This is a genomic window from Vandammella animalimorsus (assembly GCF_002285265.1).
In the GTDB taxonomy this organism is placed as follows: Bacteria; Pseudomonadota; Gammaproteobacteria; order Burkholderiales; family Burkholderiaceae_C; genus Lampropedia.
On the sequence record NZ_NSJB01000001.1, the window covers coordinates 814,093 to 828,542 of the forward strand.

General features: G+C 66.4%; 16 protein-coding genes and 2 tRNA genes. 10 read left to right on the forward strand and 8 right to left on the reverse strand.

The window, feature by feature from the left end; genetic code table 11:
* Nucleotides 1-3: 3 nt before the first annotated feature.
* The 7 genes from aroC to CK625_RS03480 all read right to left on the reverse strand — a co-directional run bounded on the left by aroC (nucleotide 4) and on the right by CK625_RS03480 (nucleotide 6,997).
* The gene (gene aroC, locus CK625_RS03450; protein ID WP_095538822.1) at nucleotides 4-1,077 is read right to left on the reverse strand and encodes a chorismate synthase; all 1,074 of its coding nucleotides are present in this window, start codon (nucleotides 1,075-1,077) and stop codon (nucleotides 4-6) included.
* Nucleotides 1,078-1,255: 178 nt separating this feature from the next.
* Nucleotides 1,256-1,648 (reverse strand): 30S ribosomal protein S9, encoded by a 393-nt coding sequence (gene rpsI / locus CK625_RS03455; RefSeq protein WP_095538823.1) that lies wholly within the window; start codon nucleotides 1,646-1,648, stop codon nucleotides 1,256-1,258.
* A 12-nt stretch (nucleotides 1,649-1,660) separates the two neighbouring features.
* Nucleotides 1,661-2,089 (reverse strand): 50S ribosomal protein L13, encoded by a 429-nt coding sequence (gene rplM / locus CK625_RS03460; RefSeq protein ID WP_095538824.1) that lies wholly within the window; start codon nucleotides 2,087-2,089, stop codon nucleotides 1,661-1,663.
* Between the two features lie 217 nt (nucleotides 2,090-2,306).
* On the reverse strand, nucleotides 2,307-3,980 hold the full coding sequence (locus tag CK625_RS03465; RefSeq protein ID WP_095538825.1) for an ABC transporter ATP-binding protein: 1,674 nt from the start codon (nucleotides 3,978-3,980) through the stop codon (nucleotides 2,307-2,309).
* 34 nt (nucleotides 3,981-4,014) lie between these two features.
* Nucleotides 4,015-5,091 (reverse strand): ABC transporter permease, encoded by a 1,077-nt coding sequence (locus CK625_RS03470; protein ID WP_238945474.1) that lies wholly within the window; start codon nucleotides 5,089-5,091, stop codon nucleotides 4,015-4,017.
* 107 nt (nucleotides 5,092-5,198) lie between these two features.
* On the reverse strand, nucleotides 5,199-6,077 hold the full coding sequence (locus tag CK625_RS03475; protein WP_238945475.1) for a DNA ligase: 879 nt from the start codon (nucleotides 6,075-6,077) through the stop codon (nucleotides 5,199-5,201).
* A 278-nt stretch (nucleotides 6,078-6,355) separates the two neighbouring features.
* Entirely contained in the window at nucleotides 6,356-6,997 is a 642-nt protein-coding gene (locus CK625_RS03480) for an NYN domain-containing protein (RefSeq protein ID WP_095538826.1), read from the reverse strand.
* 303 nt (nucleotides 6,998-7,300) lie between these two features.
* Between CK625_RS03480 and CK625_RS03485 the strand changes: the two genes are divergently transcribed.
* The 8 genes from CK625_RS03485 to greB all read left to right on the forward strand — a co-directional run bounded on the left by CK625_RS03485 (nucleotide 7,301) and on the right by greB (nucleotide 12,408).
* Nucleotides 7,301-8,254, forward strand: coding sequence for a LysR family transcriptional regulator (locus CK625_RS03485; protein ID WP_095539072.1), 954 nt, complete (start codon nucleotides 7,301-7,303; stop codon nucleotides 8,252-8,254).
* Between the two features lie 70 nt (nucleotides 8,255-8,324).
* Nucleotides 8,325-9,746: a 3-isopropylmalate dehydratase large subunit gene (gene leuC, locus CK625_RS03490; RefSeq protein WP_095538827.1), complete on the forward strand. Its 1,422-nt coding sequence runs from the start codon at nucleotides 8,325-8,327 to the stop codon at nucleotides 9,744-9,746.
* Nucleotides 9,747-9,903: 157 nt separating this feature from the next.
* Nucleotides 9,904-10,035, forward strand: a complete 132-nt coding sequence (locus CK625_RS03495; protein ID WP_095539073.1) for an entericidin A/B family lipoprotein — start codon at nucleotides 9,904-9,906, stop codon at nucleotides 10,033-10,035.
* A gap of 81 nt (nucleotides 10,036-10,116) precedes the next feature.
* Nucleotides 10,117-10,662: a hypothetical protein gene (locus CK625_RS03500; RefSeq protein WP_095538828.1), complete on the forward strand. Its 546-nt coding sequence runs from the start codon at nucleotides 10,117-10,119 to the stop codon at nucleotides 10,660-10,662.
* A gap of 1 nt (nucleotide 10,663) precedes the next feature.
* Nucleotides 10,664-11,335 (forward strand): 3-isopropylmalate dehydratase small subunit, encoded by a 672-nt coding sequence (gene leuD, locus CK625_RS03505; protein WP_095538829.1) that lies wholly within the window; start codon nucleotides 10,664-10,666, stop codon nucleotides 11,333-11,335.
* 52 nt (nucleotides 11,336-11,387) lie between these two features.
* Nucleotides 11,388-11,465, forward strand: a tRNA-Arg gene (locus tag CK625_RS03510).
* Between the two features lie 76 nt (nucleotides 11,466-11,541).
* Nucleotides 11,542-11,619, forward strand: a tRNA-Arg gene (locus CK625_RS03515).
* A gap of 222 nt (nucleotides 11,620-11,841) precedes the next feature.
* Nucleotides 11,842-12,408: a transcription elongation factor GreB gene (greB, locus tag CK625_RS03520; protein WP_095538830.1), complete on the forward strand. Its 567-nt coding sequence runs from the start codon at nucleotides 11,842-11,844 to the stop codon at nucleotides 12,406-12,408.
* 44 nt (nucleotides 12,409-12,452) lie between these two features.
* Here the strand turns inward: greB and cyaY are convergent, their stop codons facing one another.
* The gene (gene cyaY / locus CK625_RS03525) at nucleotides 12,453-12,785 is read right to left on the reverse strand and encodes an iron donor protein CyaY (RefSeq protein WP_095538831.1); all 333 of its coding nucleotides are present in this window, start codon (nucleotides 12,783-12,785) and stop codon (nucleotides 12,453-12,455) included.
* Between the two features lie 12 nt (nucleotides 12,786-12,797).
* On the opposite strand from cyaY, the gene lptM reads away from it, so the two are divergent.
* The gene (lptM, locus tag CK625_RS13570; RefSeq protein ID WP_143326165.1) at nucleotides 12,798-12,989 is read left to right on the forward strand and encodes an LPS translocon maturation chaperone LptM; all 192 of its coding nucleotides are present in this window, start codon (nucleotides 12,798-12,800) and stop codon (nucleotides 12,987-12,989) included.
* A gap of 136 nt (nucleotides 12,990-13,125) precedes the next feature.
* Complete coding sequence (lysA, locus tag CK625_RS03530) at nucleotides 13,126-14,415, forward strand: diaminopimelate decarboxylase (RefSeq protein WP_095538832.1); 1,290 nt, start codon at nucleotides 13,126-13,128, stop codon at nucleotides 14,413-14,415.
* Nucleotides 14,416-14,450 lie beyond the last annotated feature (35 nt).

Sequence of the window (14,450 nt, forward strand, 5' to 3'; positions counted from 1 at the left end):
CATTCAGGCCACGGGGATGGCCGCCGGCGCATGGGCGCGCTGGCGCAGTGCGTGGTCCATCAGCACCAGGGCCAGCAGGGCCTCGGCAATGGGCGCGGCGCGGATGCCCACGCACGGGTCGTGCCGGCCCTTGGTGACGACTTGCACGGGGTTGCCGTCCACGTCGATCGAAGGCCGGGGCGTGAGGATGGAGCTGGTGGGCTTGATGGCAATACGTACCTCGATGTCCTGGCCGGTGCTGATGCCGCCCAGGATGCCGCCGGCGTGGTTGCTGGCAAAGCCCTGCGGGGTGATCGCGTCGCCATGCTCGCTGCCCAGCTGCGTGGCGCTGGCAAAGCCCGCGCCGATCTCCACGCCCTTGACGGCGTTCAGGCCCATCATGGCGTAGGCGATGTCGGCGTCGAGCCGGTCGTACAGCGGCTCGCCCAGGCCCCGGGGCACGCCGCTGGCGACCACGCGCACGATGGCGCCGCAGGAGTCGTGCCGCTTGCGCAGCGCGTCCATGTATTGCTCCAGCGCGCTGGTGTCGCGCACCGGGGCGAAGAACGGGTTCTGCGCCACGCACTCCAGCGATTCGAAGCCGATCTCCAGTGGCCCCAGCTGCGCCATGAAACCGTGCAGCTGCGTGCCGTACTGCTCTTGCAGCCACTTGCGCGCCACCGCGCCGGCGGCCACGGTGGGCGCGGTCAGGCGCGCCGAGGAGCGCCCGCCGCCGCGCGGATCGCGGATGCCGTACTTGTGCCAGTAGCTGTAGTCGGCATGGCCAGGGCGGAACTGGCGCGCAATCTCGCCGTAATCCTTGCTGCGCTGATCGACGTTGCGGATCAGCAGCGCGATTGGCGTGCCGGTGGTCTTGCCCTCATAAACGCCCGAGAGGATTTCCACCTGGTCGGGCTCGTTGCGCTGCGTGACGAAGCGGCTGGTGCCAGGGCGGCGGCGATCGAGTTCGCGCTGGATGTCGGGCTCGGCCAGCGCCATGCCCGGCGGGCAACCATCGATCACGCAGCCAATGGCCGGGCCGTGGGATTCACCAAAATTGGTGACGCGAAATAGGGTTCCAAAGGTGCTGCCGCTCATAGTGGGCGCGATTATCGCCGCTGCGGCACCCCACTCTGCCCAGGCGGCGACCTGGCCCGCCGAATCTGCAAGCCTGTGGATCAGTGCGCCAAGGCAGACGCAAGGCTGGGAGCCGGACGCAAAAAAAGCCATGCTTGTTGCCAAGCATGGCTTTTTGTCTCGCACAGCAGCAAGGCAATTAACGCTTGGAGAACTGCTTGCGGCGACGGGCGGAGTGCAGACCAACCTTCTTGCGCTCGACCTCGCGGGCGTCGCGCGTGACGTAGCCGGCAGCGGACAGCTGGGGCTTGAGCGTCTCGTCGTAGTCGATCAGCGCGCGGGTGATGCCGTGGCGCACTGCGCCGGCCTGGCCGGATTCACCGCCGCCGTGCACGTTGACCTGGATGTCGAAGGTTTCGACGTGGTCGGTCAGCACCAGGGGCTGCTTGGCGATCATGATCGAGGTCTGGCGACCGAAGTAGTTCTCGATCTCCTTGCCGTTGATGACGATCTTGCCGGAGCCTTTTTTCAGGAAGACACGGGCCACGCTGGATTTGCGGCGGCCGGTGCCATTGTTCCAATCACCAATCATGTTGCAGGCTCCTTAGATTTCCAGCGCTTTGGGCTGTTGGGCGGTATGCGGGTGCTCGGCGCCGCCATAGACCTTGAGCTTCTTGATCATGGCGTAGCCCAGCGGGCCCTTGGGCAGCATGCCCTTGACGGCCTTCTCCAGTGCGCGGCCGGGGTGCTTGGCCTGCATGTCACGGAAGTTGGTGGCGCGGATGCCGCCAGGATAGCCGGTGTGGCGGTAGTACATCTTGTCCAGGCTCTTGTTGCCGGTGACCTTGAGCTTGGAGGCGTTGATGACGACGATGTAGTCGCCCGTGTCAACGTGAGGTGTGTAAATGGCTTTGTGCTTGCCGCGCAGGCGCAGGGCAACTTCGCTGGCTACCCGGCCGAGCACCTTGTCGGTGGCGTCGATCACAAACCACTCATGTTGCACCTCAGCGGGTTTTGCGCTGAATGTAGACATGCGGTTTTCCTTTGAAAACAAGAAACTTGCCCTATTGCCACGGTCGGTGCTCTTCTTGGAGCGGAGCCTCTTAGGTGGTGGGCGGCGCGGGCTGCAAAACAAAAGCCTGGCAAGCCAGGCGCTGCATCAGCCGTGCCGTTTCGCTGCGGGGCAAAAACGCTGCAAACCGCGCATTGTATAACAAACGCCAGGGCGCGCCCTGCGCGTCCTGCGCCGTTCATGCAAGCGGCGGGACCTGGGCCTGGGCGGCGGCCAGCAGCGCCTGGGTGTAGGGGTGCTGCGGGCGCTGCAGCATGGTCGCGACAGGGGCGGCCTCGACGGCCTGGCCGTTCTTCATCACCAGCACGTGGTGGGCCATGGCGCGCACCACGTCCACGTCGTGGGTGATGAGCAAATAGGCCAGGCCCCTCTCGCGCTGCAGGCGCTGCAGCAGGGCCAGCACCTGCTGCTGGATGGTGGCGTCGAGCGCGCTGGTGGGCTCGTCGAGCACCAGGATGGAGGGCTCGACCATCAGCGCCCGGGCGATGGCAATGCGCTGGCGCTGGCCGCCGGAGAATTCGTGCGGGTAGCGCTCCAGCAGCTGGGGGAATTGCGCCGGCCTCAAGCCCACTTCGGCCAGCAGCGCCAGGGCCTTGTCGCGCCGCTGGGCCGCGCTCAGGCCCAAGCCGTGCGCCAGCGCGCCCTCCTCGACGATTTCGCCCACGGTCAGGCGCGGCGACAGGGCCGAGAACGGATCCTGGAACACGACCTGGATCTGCCGCCGCAATCGTTGGTTGTGCGCGCTGTTGCGCATGGCCGGCTGTTGCCAGGGTTGGCCATTGATGCGCAGCTGCCCTTGCATGGGCAGCAGGCCCAGCACGGCCTGGGCCAGCGTGGTCTTGCCCGAGCCGGACTCGCCCACGATGGCCAGCGTCTGCTGCGGCGCGAGCGTGAAATCCATGGGCTGCACGGCGGTAAAACGCCCCTTGCGCAGCCAGCCGCGCAGACCGGGGATGGGCACCTCGTAGTGCACCGCCAGGCCGCGCGCCTCGATGGCCGGCGCGGGCTGGGCCGCCTGCTGCGCAGGGGGCGTGCCGGGCGCTTCGACGACGTCGCGCACGGGGCGGCTGCCGATGAGCTGCCTGGTGTAGGGCTGCTGCGGCGCCGCGAACAGCTGCTGCACCGGGCCTTGCTCGACGATGCGCCCGGCCTGCATGACGGCGATGCGGTCGGCAAACTGGCGCACCAGGTTCAAATCGTGCGTGATCAGCAAGATGGCCATGCCCGTCTCGCGCTGCAGATCGGCCAGCAGCTGCAGGATTTGCTGGCGCAGCTGCACGTCCAGCGCCGTCGTGGGCTCATCGGCGATCAGCAGCGCCGGGCGGTTGGCCAGCGCCATGGCGATCATGGCGCGCTGGCGCTGGCCGCCGCTGAGCTGGTGCGGATAGCTGCGCGCACGCCGCGCGGGCTCGGGGATGCCGGTTTTTTCCAGCAAGGCCACGGCCTGCTGCTGCGCGGCGGCCAGCGGCAGGCCTTGCTTGAGCTGCAGCACCTCGGCAATTTGCCGCCCAACCGTCATCAGCGGGTTGAGCGCGGTCATGGGCTCTTGAAAGATCACCGCCACCTCGCCGCCGCGCACGGCGCGCAGCTGCGCTTCGCCCATGGTCAGCAGGTCGCGCCCGGCCAGCAGCGCGCGGCCGCCCAGCTGCGCGCCTTCGAGCAGGCGCAGCAGGCTCAGCGCCGTGACGCTTTTGCCCGAGCCCGACTCCCCGACCAACGCCAGGCGCTCGCCCTGGGCAATGCGCAGATCCACGCCGCGCACGACCTGCTGGCTGCCAAAGGCCACGCTCAGCCCTTGCACGTCAAGCAAAGGCTGCTGGGCATTGGCTTGCAGGTTGGAGTGTTGATTCATCGGGCAAGGGTGCATGGGGCTGTTGGAATGCCGCTCATGCGGCCTGCTTGCGCGGGTCCAACGCATCGCGCAGCGCATCGCCCATCAGCGTCAGCAGCAGCAGCGTCAGCACCATCAGCAAGAAGGTGAACACCCCGATCCACCAGGCGTCGAGATTGCTCTTGCCCTGGTTGAGCAGCTCGCCCAGCGAGGGCGTGCCCGGCGGCACGCCCAGGCCCAGGAAGTCCAGCGCCACCAGCGAGGCGATGGCCGCGCTCATGCGAAATGGCAGGAAAGTCACCACCGGCGTCATGCTGTTGGGCAGGATGTGGCGGCGCATGATCTGCCAGTTGCCCACGCCCAGCGCCCGCGCGGACTTGACGTAATCGAGCTGGCGATTGCGCAGGAATTCGGCGCGCACGTAGTCCGACAGGCCCATCCAGCCAAACAGGCTCAGGATCAGCAGCAGCAATCCGATGCTGGGCTGGAAGATGGCGCTGAGGATGATGAGCAAGAACAGCTCGGGCATGGAGCCCCAGACCTCCAGAAAGCGCTGGCCGACCAAATCGACCTTGCCGGCGAAAAAACCCTGCACCGCGCCGGCGGCCACCCCCAGCGCCACGCCAATGGCCGTCAGCGCCAGCGCAAACAGCACACTGACGCGAAAGCCATAGATGAGCTGGGCCAGCAGATCGCGGCCGCGGTTGTCCGTGCCCAGCCAGTTCTGGCGCGAGGGCGGCGCCGGATCCGGGGCGCTGCTGTAGTAATTGATGGTTTTGGGGCCATAGCGATTGGGCGGGAACAGCGCCCAATTGCCTGCGCTGGTGATGCGCTGCAGGATCAGCGGGTCGAGGTAATCGGTCTCGGTCTCGAAATCGCCGCCGAAGGTGGTCTCCGGGTAGCTGTGCAGCAGCGGCAGGTAAATCCGCCCCTCATAGCGCATCAGCAGCGGCTTGTCGTTGGAGAGCAGCTCGGCCATCAGGCTGAGCAGCAGCAGCGCGGCAAACAGCAGCAGGCTCCAATAACCCAGCCGGTTGCGCCGAAAGCGCTGCCAGGCGCGCCGGCGCGGCGACAGCGGGCGGGCCATGCTGTGCGGCACGGTGGGGGCGTCTTCAATGGGCTGGCTGGGCATGTGCAGGGATGTTCAGGACTGGCAAGCCCCCCGGCTGTGCATCCCGCAAGAGAAACTCACAAGCCCCAAGGCAGCGCCAGCGCCCGTTTATACCCCAGGCCAAGCGCTCAATCGCCCTGCGCCGGGCGAATGCGCACAAAGCTGGCAAAGCGCGGCAGGCCCTTGGCCGTCAGGCCGCGATAGCGGTAGGTGATGGTGCTGCCAATGGGCGGCGGATCACTGCGCTCGCGGTCGCTGAAGCCCGAGCCGATGCGAAAGCGGCCTTGCGCGTTCTCGCAACTGAGCGAGCCCAGCAGCCCCTGCAAGCGCCCCCGACCCGGGTGGTGCGCGACCACGACGCACTCGGCATCGTGCGCGCTTTTCATCTTCAGCAGCAGCTCGCTGCGCCCGCGCGGGTAGGCCGCCTGGGGATGGCGCAGCATCACGCCCTCGCCGCCACCGGCTTCGATCTCGCGCAAGAAGGCCTGCGCCGCCGCCGCATCGGCCACCGGGCGCTGCTGCACGATGCGGATGCGCTCTGGCGCAGCCCCGGCCGCACCGGCAGCCGCACCCTGCGCCAGGTAATCGCGCAGCACTTGCAGGCGCTGCAGCAGGCCGCCTGCGGCATTGGGCACGTCGAACACCGCATAGTGCAGTGGCTGCCAGGCCTGTGGATCGCTGCTGTGCACGGCCGCTGCGGCCAGCTCAAAGCGGCCCCGGCCGGCAAACAGCTCGCCATCGAGCGCGAAAGGCGGAAAGCCCTGCGTGAACCACGCTGGCGCCGTGAAGGCCTTGCCCGAGCGCCCGATGAGCTGGCGCCCATCCCAGAACGCGCGCACGCCATCGAGCTTCTCGCTCATCAACCAACCGGCCACGGCCTGGCCGCGATACTCCTGGGCCAGCATCATCTGCGCCGGCTGCACCGGCTGCACCGGCTGCGAGGCCTGTGGCGCAGGCTCGGCCCCGGCCAGAGGCGCCGCCGCGCCCAGGGCCATGGCCCAGGCCACGGCCCATGCGCCCCAACGACGCCAGACTTGACAAGACTTGCGGTGCAGCACTTTGGCCCCCTTCTTGGGCTGGGAGCCTGCCTCCCAAATCCCCACGCCGCGCCGCAAACAGGAACGGTCGGGCTGGATGAGCTGGGGCGAGCGCCGTGCGCGGCGATTTTGTGGAGGACAGGCCCTGTGAGGGATTCACTGCGCCCGCGCGCCTGGCGCCATCGCGCGCAGGCTGGGCACAGGGGCTGCCCACTATGCCACAGGCTTGGCCTGCCCATGCAGTGCGTTCAGCGAAAGACTTCTTCCAGCAGTGTTTCGTATTCGTCGTCCACGCGGCCGTCGATCAGCTCCGACAGCGGCAGCACGTAGGCAGCCTCTTCCAGCAGGCGCTGGGAAGTCTTGGCGTAGTTGGGCAGGTCGAACTCGGGCACCATCACGCGGCAGCCAATGCCCTGCAGCTTGCGCACCAGCGGCGAGAAATCGGCCGCGCCGGTGAACAGCACCACGACGTCGAAGCGGTGGTGCAAGGCCAGGTCGTAGGTCTCCAGCGCCAGGCTGATGTCCACGCCCTTCTCCTCCGGCGGGCTGACCGCCTCGTTCATGGGCTGGTAGTGCGGGATCACGCCCGCCCACATCAGCACCTGGTCCTGGAAGCGGTCCGTCTCCAGCTGCTTGAGCGGGTCGCGGGTGGCCTGCACCGCCTTGAGCGAGAAGCGGCCACGGAAGAAATGCGCCTCGGCAATCTGGCACAGCCCGATCAGCCCGTCTTTCTCGATGGCGCTGATGTGGTGGCGCAGGTAGTTGTGCAAAGCGCCAATGTTCAAATGGCTTTGGCGTTCGTGGGTGAAGCGGTAGTAGTTGCTGATGCGCCAGAAGAAGCTGCCGTCGTAAATCACGGCAATCTTCAGAAGACGGTGTCCATTGTTCATTGGTGAAGTAGTCAAGTCGATCAAACGGGCTGGGCAAGAGCGCAATCACAGCGCCCCGGCATGCCCTTCAAAAAAATGAAGCGCGCGATTGTAGATAAAAGTCAACTGGCGCCGCCTGGCCAGTGCGCCCAACGCACGTAACAGGCGGCAAAAAGAGGCAGAGGCGGCAAAAATCCCCGCGCGCTCAGGGCCAGTGCAGTGTGAGCTGCCCAATCACCAGGCAAGCCATCGCCATTCACGAATCCAATCGGCGTTTTCATCGGAAATAATTCTCCATATTCGCAAAAAGCGATGCCAGAAACCATGACGCCCACAGCCCACGCCCCCCGCCTGCTGCGCCCGCCCAGCCTGACGACTCTGCAATTGTTCGTGGCCGTGTGCGAAAGCGGCAGCATCGGCCATGCGGCGCAGCGCCAGTTCATCGCCGCTTCAGCGGTCAGCAAGCGCCTGTCCGATCTGGAGCGCGAAATCGGCATGCCGCTGCTGCAGCGCCACAGCCGGGGCGTGCGCCCCACCCCAGCCGGGCAAAGCCTGTTGCAGCACGCGCGCAGCATCCTCAACGAGATCGAGCGCCTGCACAGCGATTTGCAGGAATACGCCGAAGGCGTGCGCGGCCATGTGCAGGTGTTTGCCAACCTGTCGGCCATCGTGCAGTTCCTGCCCGAGGACCTGGGCCACTTCGTGCGCCAGCACCCGGCCATCAAGATCGACCTGCAAGAGCGCATGAGCCGCGACACCCTGGCCGCCGTGCAGGAAGGCGCCGTGGGCCTGGGCATTTGCCACACGCCCGGCCAGCCGCCCGCCGCGCTGCAGGCGCGCCCCTATCACCGTGACCGCCTCGTGCTGGTCATGCCGCGCGGCCACCGGCTGGCCAGCGCCGGCGGCGCACACGGCCTGGCCTTTGCCCAGGCCCTGGAGGCCGATTTCGTCGGCCTGCACAGCGACAGCAGCATCGGCCTGCTGATGCGCCAGGCCGCGGCGGCGGCGGGCAAGACCCTGCGCCAGCGCATCCAGGTCACCGGGCTGGATGCCATGTGCCGCATGATCGACAACGGCCTGGGCATCGGCCTCATGCCCGACCGCGCCTTTGCGCTGATGCAAAGCTGGGGCGGGCTGTGCGCCATGCCCTTGCTCGACGCCTGGGCGCAGCGCCAGTCCTGGCTGATTGCACGCGATTTCGAGGCCCTGCCGCCAGCGGCCCGCCTGCTGGCCGAGCATTTGCAGCGCCGCGCCCAGGCCCCGCCCGCCCAGACTTGAGAAGCCCACCTACAATGCGCGCCCATTAATGCGCCCCCCCAAATCCATCGTCACCTGAGCGCCCCGCCCCATGAACAAGACCCTCTACGACAAGATCTTCGACGAGCACGTCGTCCACACCGAGGAGGACGGCACCGCCATCCTCTACATCGACCGCCATCTGGTGCACGAAGTCACCAGCCCGCAGGCCTTCGAGGGCCTGCGCGAAGCCGGCCGCAAGGTCTGGCGCGTCAGCTCCATCGTCGCCACCGCCGACCACAACACCCCCACCACCGGCTGGGAGCGCGGCTACGACGGCATCGAGGACCCGATCAGCAAGGAGCAGATCGTCACGCTCAACGCCAACATCAACGAATTCGGCGCGGCGGCCTTCTTCCCCTTCATGTCCAAAGGCCAGGGCATCGTGCACGTCATGGGCCCGGAAAACGGCGCCACGCTGCCGGGCATGACCGTGGTCTGCGGCGACAGCCACACCTCCACGCACGGCGCCTTTGGCGCGCTGGCGCACGGCATCGGCACCAGCGAGGTCGAGCACGTCATGGCCACGCAGACGCTGCTGGCCAAGAAGGCCAAGAACATGCTCATCAAGGTCGAGGGCAAGGCCGCGCCCGGCGTCACCGCCAAGGACATCGTGCTGGCCATCATCGGCAAGATCGGCACTGCCGGCGGCACGGGCTACACCATCGAATTTGCCGGCTCGGCCATCCGCGACCTGTCCATGGAAGGGCGCATGACGGTGTGCAACATGGCCATCGAAGCCGGCGCGCGCGCCGGCCTGGTGGCCGTGGACGACAAGACCATCGACTACATCAAGGGCCGACCGCTGGCGCCCACCGGGCTGGAGTGGGAACAGGCCGTGCAGTACTGGAAGACCCTGCACTCCGACCCCGGCGCCGTGTTCGACAAGGTGGTCGAGCTCGATGCGGCGCAAATCGTGCCGCAGGTCACCTGGGGCACCTCGCCCGAGATGGTGCTGGGCATCGACGCCAGCGTGCCCGACCCGGACAAGGAAAAAGACCCGGTCAAGCGCAACGCCATGGAGCGCGCGCTGAGCTACATGGCGCTGGAGCCGGGCAAGCCGCTGCACGACATCTTCGTGGACAAGGTGTTCATCGGCTCGTGCACCAACAGCCGCATCGAGGACATGCGCGAGGCGGCCGCCGTGGTCAAGAAGCTCGGCCAGAAAGTGGCGCGCAACATCAAGCTGGCCATGGTCGTGCCCGGCTCGGGCGTGGTCAAGGAACAGGCCGAGCGCGAAGGGCTGGACCAGATCTTCAAGGCCGCCGGCTTCGAGTGGCGCGAGCCGGGCTGCTCCATGTGCCTGGCCATGAACGCCGACCGGCTGGAGCCGGGCGAGCGCTGCGCCTCCACCAGCAACCGCAACTTCGAAGGCCGCCAGGGCGCCGGCGGGCGCACCCACCTGGTCAGCCCCGCCATGGCCGCTGCCGCCGCCATCCATGGCCACTTCGTCGACATCCGGCGCTTTGCCTGAGCGCGCCTTGAGCGCACACTGAACGCACATTGCGCACACATTGAGCGCCCCCTGGCAGTTGCCTGGCCGGCGCGATTGGGCTACAAACTGCCCAGCCTTTTTCACAACCCTGCTGCCTTGCAGAAAATGCCCGGGCAGCCCCCACAAGGAGATCATGATGAAAACCATCGCATCCAGCATCCTGGCCGCCCTCGTCGCCGCCCTGGCCCTGGCCGGCTGCAACACCGTGCAAGGCGTCGGCCAGGACGTGCAGCAAGGCGGCCGCGCCATCGAACGCGCCGCCAAGTAATCCCGGCGGCTCGCTGGCCGCAGCCCTCCTCTCTCTCAGAAAGAGGGCTGCGACCCATCACTTCTTGCCAGTACTGCGCCCATGCTCCGCGTCACGCCCAACTTCCGCCTGGCCTATGCGATCAACCTGATCGCACTGATGCTCTCGGCCGGCACCACGCTGCTGGTGCTGCTCCTGAGCATCCTGCAAGTGCTTTACTGGGACATCAGCCGGCTCATGAGCCTGCTGATGACTCTGGTCTCGCTGCTGCTGGCCGCGCTCGTGCTGGCCCTGCCGCTGTACCGCCTGACTCTTCTGAGCCAGGACCCGCACCTGCTCGACGCCTATCTGTTTCCTGGCCCCATCACCTGGCTGCGCCGTGCCGGCATGGCCTTGATTTATCTGATGGCCGTGCTTGCGCCGCTGCAGTTGCTCTGGGTCTTGGTGGCCGTGGATCTGGTGCCCATCCACAAAGCCGGCCCCAAGGTGCTGGAACTGCTCAGCTCGCTGTTTTCGCTCAGGCCCTTGCAGTTCGGCAGCATGCTGCTGGGCCTGCTGCTTTTCGAGCTCAGCCGCCTGCTGGGCTTCGAGCACAAATTCCGCCTCTGGCGCGCGCAGCAGCGCGCCGCCAAGCCTTCGTCCGACTGACATGCAAAAGTTCACCACCCACCAAGGTCTGGTGGCGCCGCTCGACCGTGAAAACGTCGACACCGACGCCATCATCCCCAAGCAGTTCCTCAAGTCCATCAAGCGCACCGGCTTCGGGCCCAACCTGTTTGACGAATGGCGCTACCTGGACCAGCCCGGCCAGCCGGGCGTGCCCGAGTCCGAGCGCAAGCCCAATCCGGACTTCGTGCTCAACCAGCCGCGCTACCAGGGCGCCACCATCTTGCTGACGCGGCAGAACTTCGGCTGCGGCTCCTCGCGCGAGCACGCCCCCTGGGCGCTGGCGCAATACGGCTTTCGCGCCATCATCGCGCCCAGCTACGCCGACATCTTTTTCAACAACAGCTTCAAGAACGGCCTGCTGCCCATCGTGCAACCGGCCAGCGTCGTCGATCGCCTGTTCAACGAGGTCTACGCCTTCCCCGGCTACACCCTGACCATCGACCTGGAGCGCCAGTGCATCGTGCTGCCCCAGGGCGAGGAGCTGCCTTTTGACATCCTGCCCTTCCGCAAATACTGCCTGCTGGGCGGCTTTGACGACATCGGCCTGACCCTGCGCCACGCCGACAAGATCCGCGCTTTCGAGGCCGAACGCCTGGCGCGCAAGCCTTGGCTGGCGCGCACCATTGGCGTTGAAAAAGCGCCCGTGGCCTGAGGGCCTTGTTTTTCCGAGAAGCAGTTTTTTTGTGCTAGAATCTTTGTTTTCAGCGGCTGTAGCTCAGTTGGATTAGAGTACTTGGCTACGAACCAAGGGGTCGTGGGTTCGAATCCTGCCAGCCGCGCCATTTTCAAAGTCTTGTTGCGCCCGGTGCGCTGCCATTTTTTTGGTGGCTCTGGCCAGCGACAGGGATTGTCAGTTTTGCGGCTGTAGCTCAGTTGGATTAGAGTACTTGGCTACGAACCAAGGGGTCGTGGGTTCGAATCCTGCCAGCCGCGCCATTTTTGAAAGCCCGCTTGCGCTGTTTCCGGCCAGGCGGGCTTTTTCCATGGCAGCAAGGGAAGAAGCCGCAACGCCTTCTGTGCCGCTGGATTCGCGCAAGTTTTTGCAGCCTTTGCAATTTGCAAGCCCATGCGCGATGGCGCCCCGGTCTGTTGCAACCCCAGCGCTGGCTGCACGCCTGCGAACATCGCCCGATTGGCAATTGGAGTGAGGTACGTCCGATGAACAAGGCCTTCGTCAAGGAAGACACCGAGCAGCCCGAACAGGATGAGCCAGCCCAATCCAGACCGGCGCTGCCCGCTGGCGCGAAAAACTACATCACGCCCGCAGGCCACGCGCGCCTGCACGCCGAGCTCAAGACCCTGCTGCAAGAGGAGCGCCCGCGCATCGTCGATACCGTGCACTGGGCGGCCAAGAACGGCGACCGCTCGGAAAACGGCGACTACCTCTACGGCAAGAAGCGCCTGCGCGAGATCGACCGGCGCGTGCGCTTTCTCACCAAAAGGCTGGAGATCGCCCAGGTCGTCGATGCCAGCGTGCACCACGGCAAGGACCAGGTGTTCTTTGGCGCCAGCGTCGATTACGAGACCGAGGACGGCCAGCAGCACAGCGTGACCATCGTCGGCATCGACGAGGCCGACAGCCTGCAGCAGCGCATCAGCTGGATCTCGCCCGTGGCGCGCGCCCTGCTCAAGGCCCGCATCGACGATGAGGTGCTGCTGCACACCCCGGTCGGGCCGCAGCGCCTGCTGGTGCTGGATGTGCGCTATCCAGCGCCAAGCAACTGAAGCAAAAGAGCCCGCAAAATGCCACGCGGGCAGCTCAGGCTGGTTCAGGCCGCTGCAAAGTCCAGCGCCGTTCCAGCCTGCTCGCTGGCAAAGCGGTTGAGCAGCGCGAAGAACTCGCCGCTGCCCTTGGTGTCCTGCCACTGGCCCTGCTCGAACTTGAAATGAAAGCCGCCTGCGCTGGCGGCCAGCCAGATCTCGTGCAAGGGCTTTTGCTCATTGATCACCAGCTGCGATCCGTTGGGGAACACGATCGTCACCATGCCGCCCACGCGCTGCGCATCCAGATCCACATCGGTGGTTTCAAGGATGCGGTCGCAGGCCTGCTCTACCTGCAGCAGCAGGGCGTCGGCGCGGTCGGCGTATTCCAAGTCTGTCATTACAATTCCCGGATGCTTTCAATCCGCAAAATTGTAATCTGCGCCTGTGCCCACGGCCTGCTGGCTGCGGCGCTGGCAGGCTGCGGCCAGTCGGGCCCGCTGTACCTGCCGCCGCCAGCCGATGCCGGCACGGCCGCGACGCCACAGCCGGCGGCCCCGGGCTCGCCCTCTTCCATCCCACACCCGGGCGCCCCGGCGCGTTGAGCCGTTTCGGCACCTTGTCTTCAGCACACAGCGCGCGCCTTTTGCGCGCTGTTGTACTTTCATTTGGTACTTTCACTTTCGCCAGCGCCCGCCCTGCCCCCATCGCAGGCGCACGGGCGCAGCCCTTGCCCCGATCATGACTACCTCTCTTCCCGGCGCCCCGTTTTTTCACTACCGCGATGGCCAGTTGCACGCCGAAGACGTGCCGCTGCACACGCTGGCACAGCAACACGGCACGCCGCTGTTCGTGTATTCGCAAGCGGCGCTGGGCGCGGCGCTCGATGCCTATCTGCAGGGCTTTGCCGGGCGCCAGGTCAGCCTGCACTACGCCGTCAAGGCCAATTCCAATCTGTCGATCCTGCGCTTTTTTGCCCAGCGCGGCTGCGGCTTCGACATCGTCTCCCAGGGGGAATTGCAGCGCGCCCTGGCCGCTGGCGCCGAACCGGGCCGTATCGTGTTTTCCGGCGTGGGCAAAACCCGCGCCGAGATGCGCTTCGCGCTGGAATGCGGCATCGGCTGCTTCAACGTCGAAAGCGAGGCTGAGCTGGACGTGCTCAACGAAGTGGCACAGCAACTGCAGCGCAAGGCCCCGGTGAGCCTGCGCGTCAACCCCGATGTGGACGCGCAAACCCACCCCTACATCTCCACCGGCCTGAAGGGCAACAAATTCGGCATCGCGCACGAGCGCGCCCTGCCCGCCTTCCAGCACGCCGCCAGCCTGCCCTGGATCGAGGTCAAGGGCATCGATTGCCACATCGGCTCGCAAATCACCACGCAGGCGCCCTACCTGGATGCGATGGACAGGCTGCTTGATCTGGTCGAGCGCATCGAGGCGGCCGGCATCGCCCTGGGCCACATCGACTTTGGCGGCGGCCTGGGCATCCAGTACCGCGACGAAACCCCGCCTTCGCCACACGCGCTGTGGCAACAGCTGTTCGCCCGCGCCGATGCGCGCGGCTTTGGTCAGCGCCATTTCATGGTCGAGCCCGGGCGCTCGCTGGTGGGCAATGCCGGGGTTTGCATCACGCAGGTGCTCTACCTCAAGCCCGGGCAGGACAAGCATTTCTGCATCGTCGATGCCGCCATGAACGACCTGCCGCGCCCGGCCATGTATCAGGCCTACCACGCCATCGTGCCGCTGGCGCAGGCCGCGACGGCCCATGCCGCCGCGCCCCAGCAGTACGACGTGGTTGGCCCCGTGTGCGAAAGCGGCGACTGGCTCGGCCACGACCGGCAGCTGCAAGTGACCCCGGGCGACTGGCTGGCCGTGTGCTCGGCCGGTGCCTACTCCATGAGCATGGCCAGCAACTACAACAGCCGCCCACGCGCAGCCGAGGTGCTGGTCGACGGCGCGCAAAGCCGCCTGATCCGCCAGCGCGAGAGCCTGGAGCACATGCTGCACAACGAAATGCTGCAGGCAAGCTGAAATTCCAGCCCCACGCCTGCCCCGCCTTCCCTCCC

Excerpts from the sequence above, each read along its gene's own strand:
- aroC (WP_095538822.1), bottom strand. The coding sequence starts at position 1,077 with ATGAGCGGCAGCACCTTTGGAACCCTATTTCGCGTCACCAATTTTGGT.
- rpsI (WP_095538823.1), bottom strand. The coding sequence starts at position 1,648 with ATGATTGGTGATTGGAACAATGGCACCGGCCGCCGCAAATCCAGCGTG.
- rplM (WP_095538824.1), bottom strand. The coding sequence starts at position 2,089 with ATGTCTACATTCAGCGCAAAACCCGCTGAGGTGCAACATGAGTGGTTT.
- CK625_RS03465 (WP_095538825.1), bottom strand. The coding sequence starts at position 3,980 with ATGAATCAACACTCCAACCTGCAAGCCAATGCCCAGCAGCCTTTGCTT.
- CK625_RS03470 (WP_238945474.1), bottom strand. The coding sequence starts at position 5,091 with ATGCCCAGCCAGCCCATTGAAGACGCCCCCACCGTGCCGCACAGCATG.
- CK625_RS03480 (WP_095538826.1), bottom strand. The coding sequence starts at position 6,997 with ATGAACAATGGACACCGTCTTCTGAAGATTGCCGTGATTTACGACGGC.
- CK625_RS03485 (WP_095539072.1), top strand. The coding sequence starts at position 7,301 with ATGACGCCCACAGCCCACGCCCCCCGCCTGCTGCGCCCGCCCAGCCTG.
- leuC (WP_095538827.1), top strand. The coding sequence starts at position 8,325 with ATGAACAAGACCCTCTACGACAAGATCTTCGACGAGCACGTCGTCCAC.
- CK625_RS03495 (WP_095539073.1), top strand. The coding sequence starts at position 9,904 with ATGAAAACCATCGCATCCAGCATCCTGGCCGCCCTCGTCGCCGCCCTG.
- CK625_RS03500 (WP_095538828.1), top strand. The coding sequence starts at position 10,117 with ATGCTCCGCGTCACGCCCAACTTCCGCCTGGCCTATGCGATCAACCTG.
- leuD (WP_095538829.1), top strand. The coding sequence starts at position 10,664 with ATGCAAAAGTTCACCACCCACCAAGGTCTGGTGGCGCCGCTCGACCGT.
- greB (WP_095538830.1), top strand. The coding sequence starts at position 11,842 with ATGAACAAGGCCTTCGTCAAGGAAGACACCGAGCAGCCCGAACAGGAT.
- cyaY (WP_095538831.1), bottom strand. The coding sequence starts at position 12,785 with ATGACAGACTTGGAATACGCCGACCGCGCCGACGCCCTGCTGCTGCAG.
- lptM (WP_143326165.1), top strand. The coding sequence starts at position 12,798 with ATGCTTTCAATCCGCAAAATTGTAATCTGCGCCTGTGCCCACGGCCTG.
- lysA (WP_095538832.1), top strand. The coding sequence starts at position 13,126 with ATGACTACCTCTCTTCCCGGCGCCCCGTTTTTTCACTACCGCGATGGC.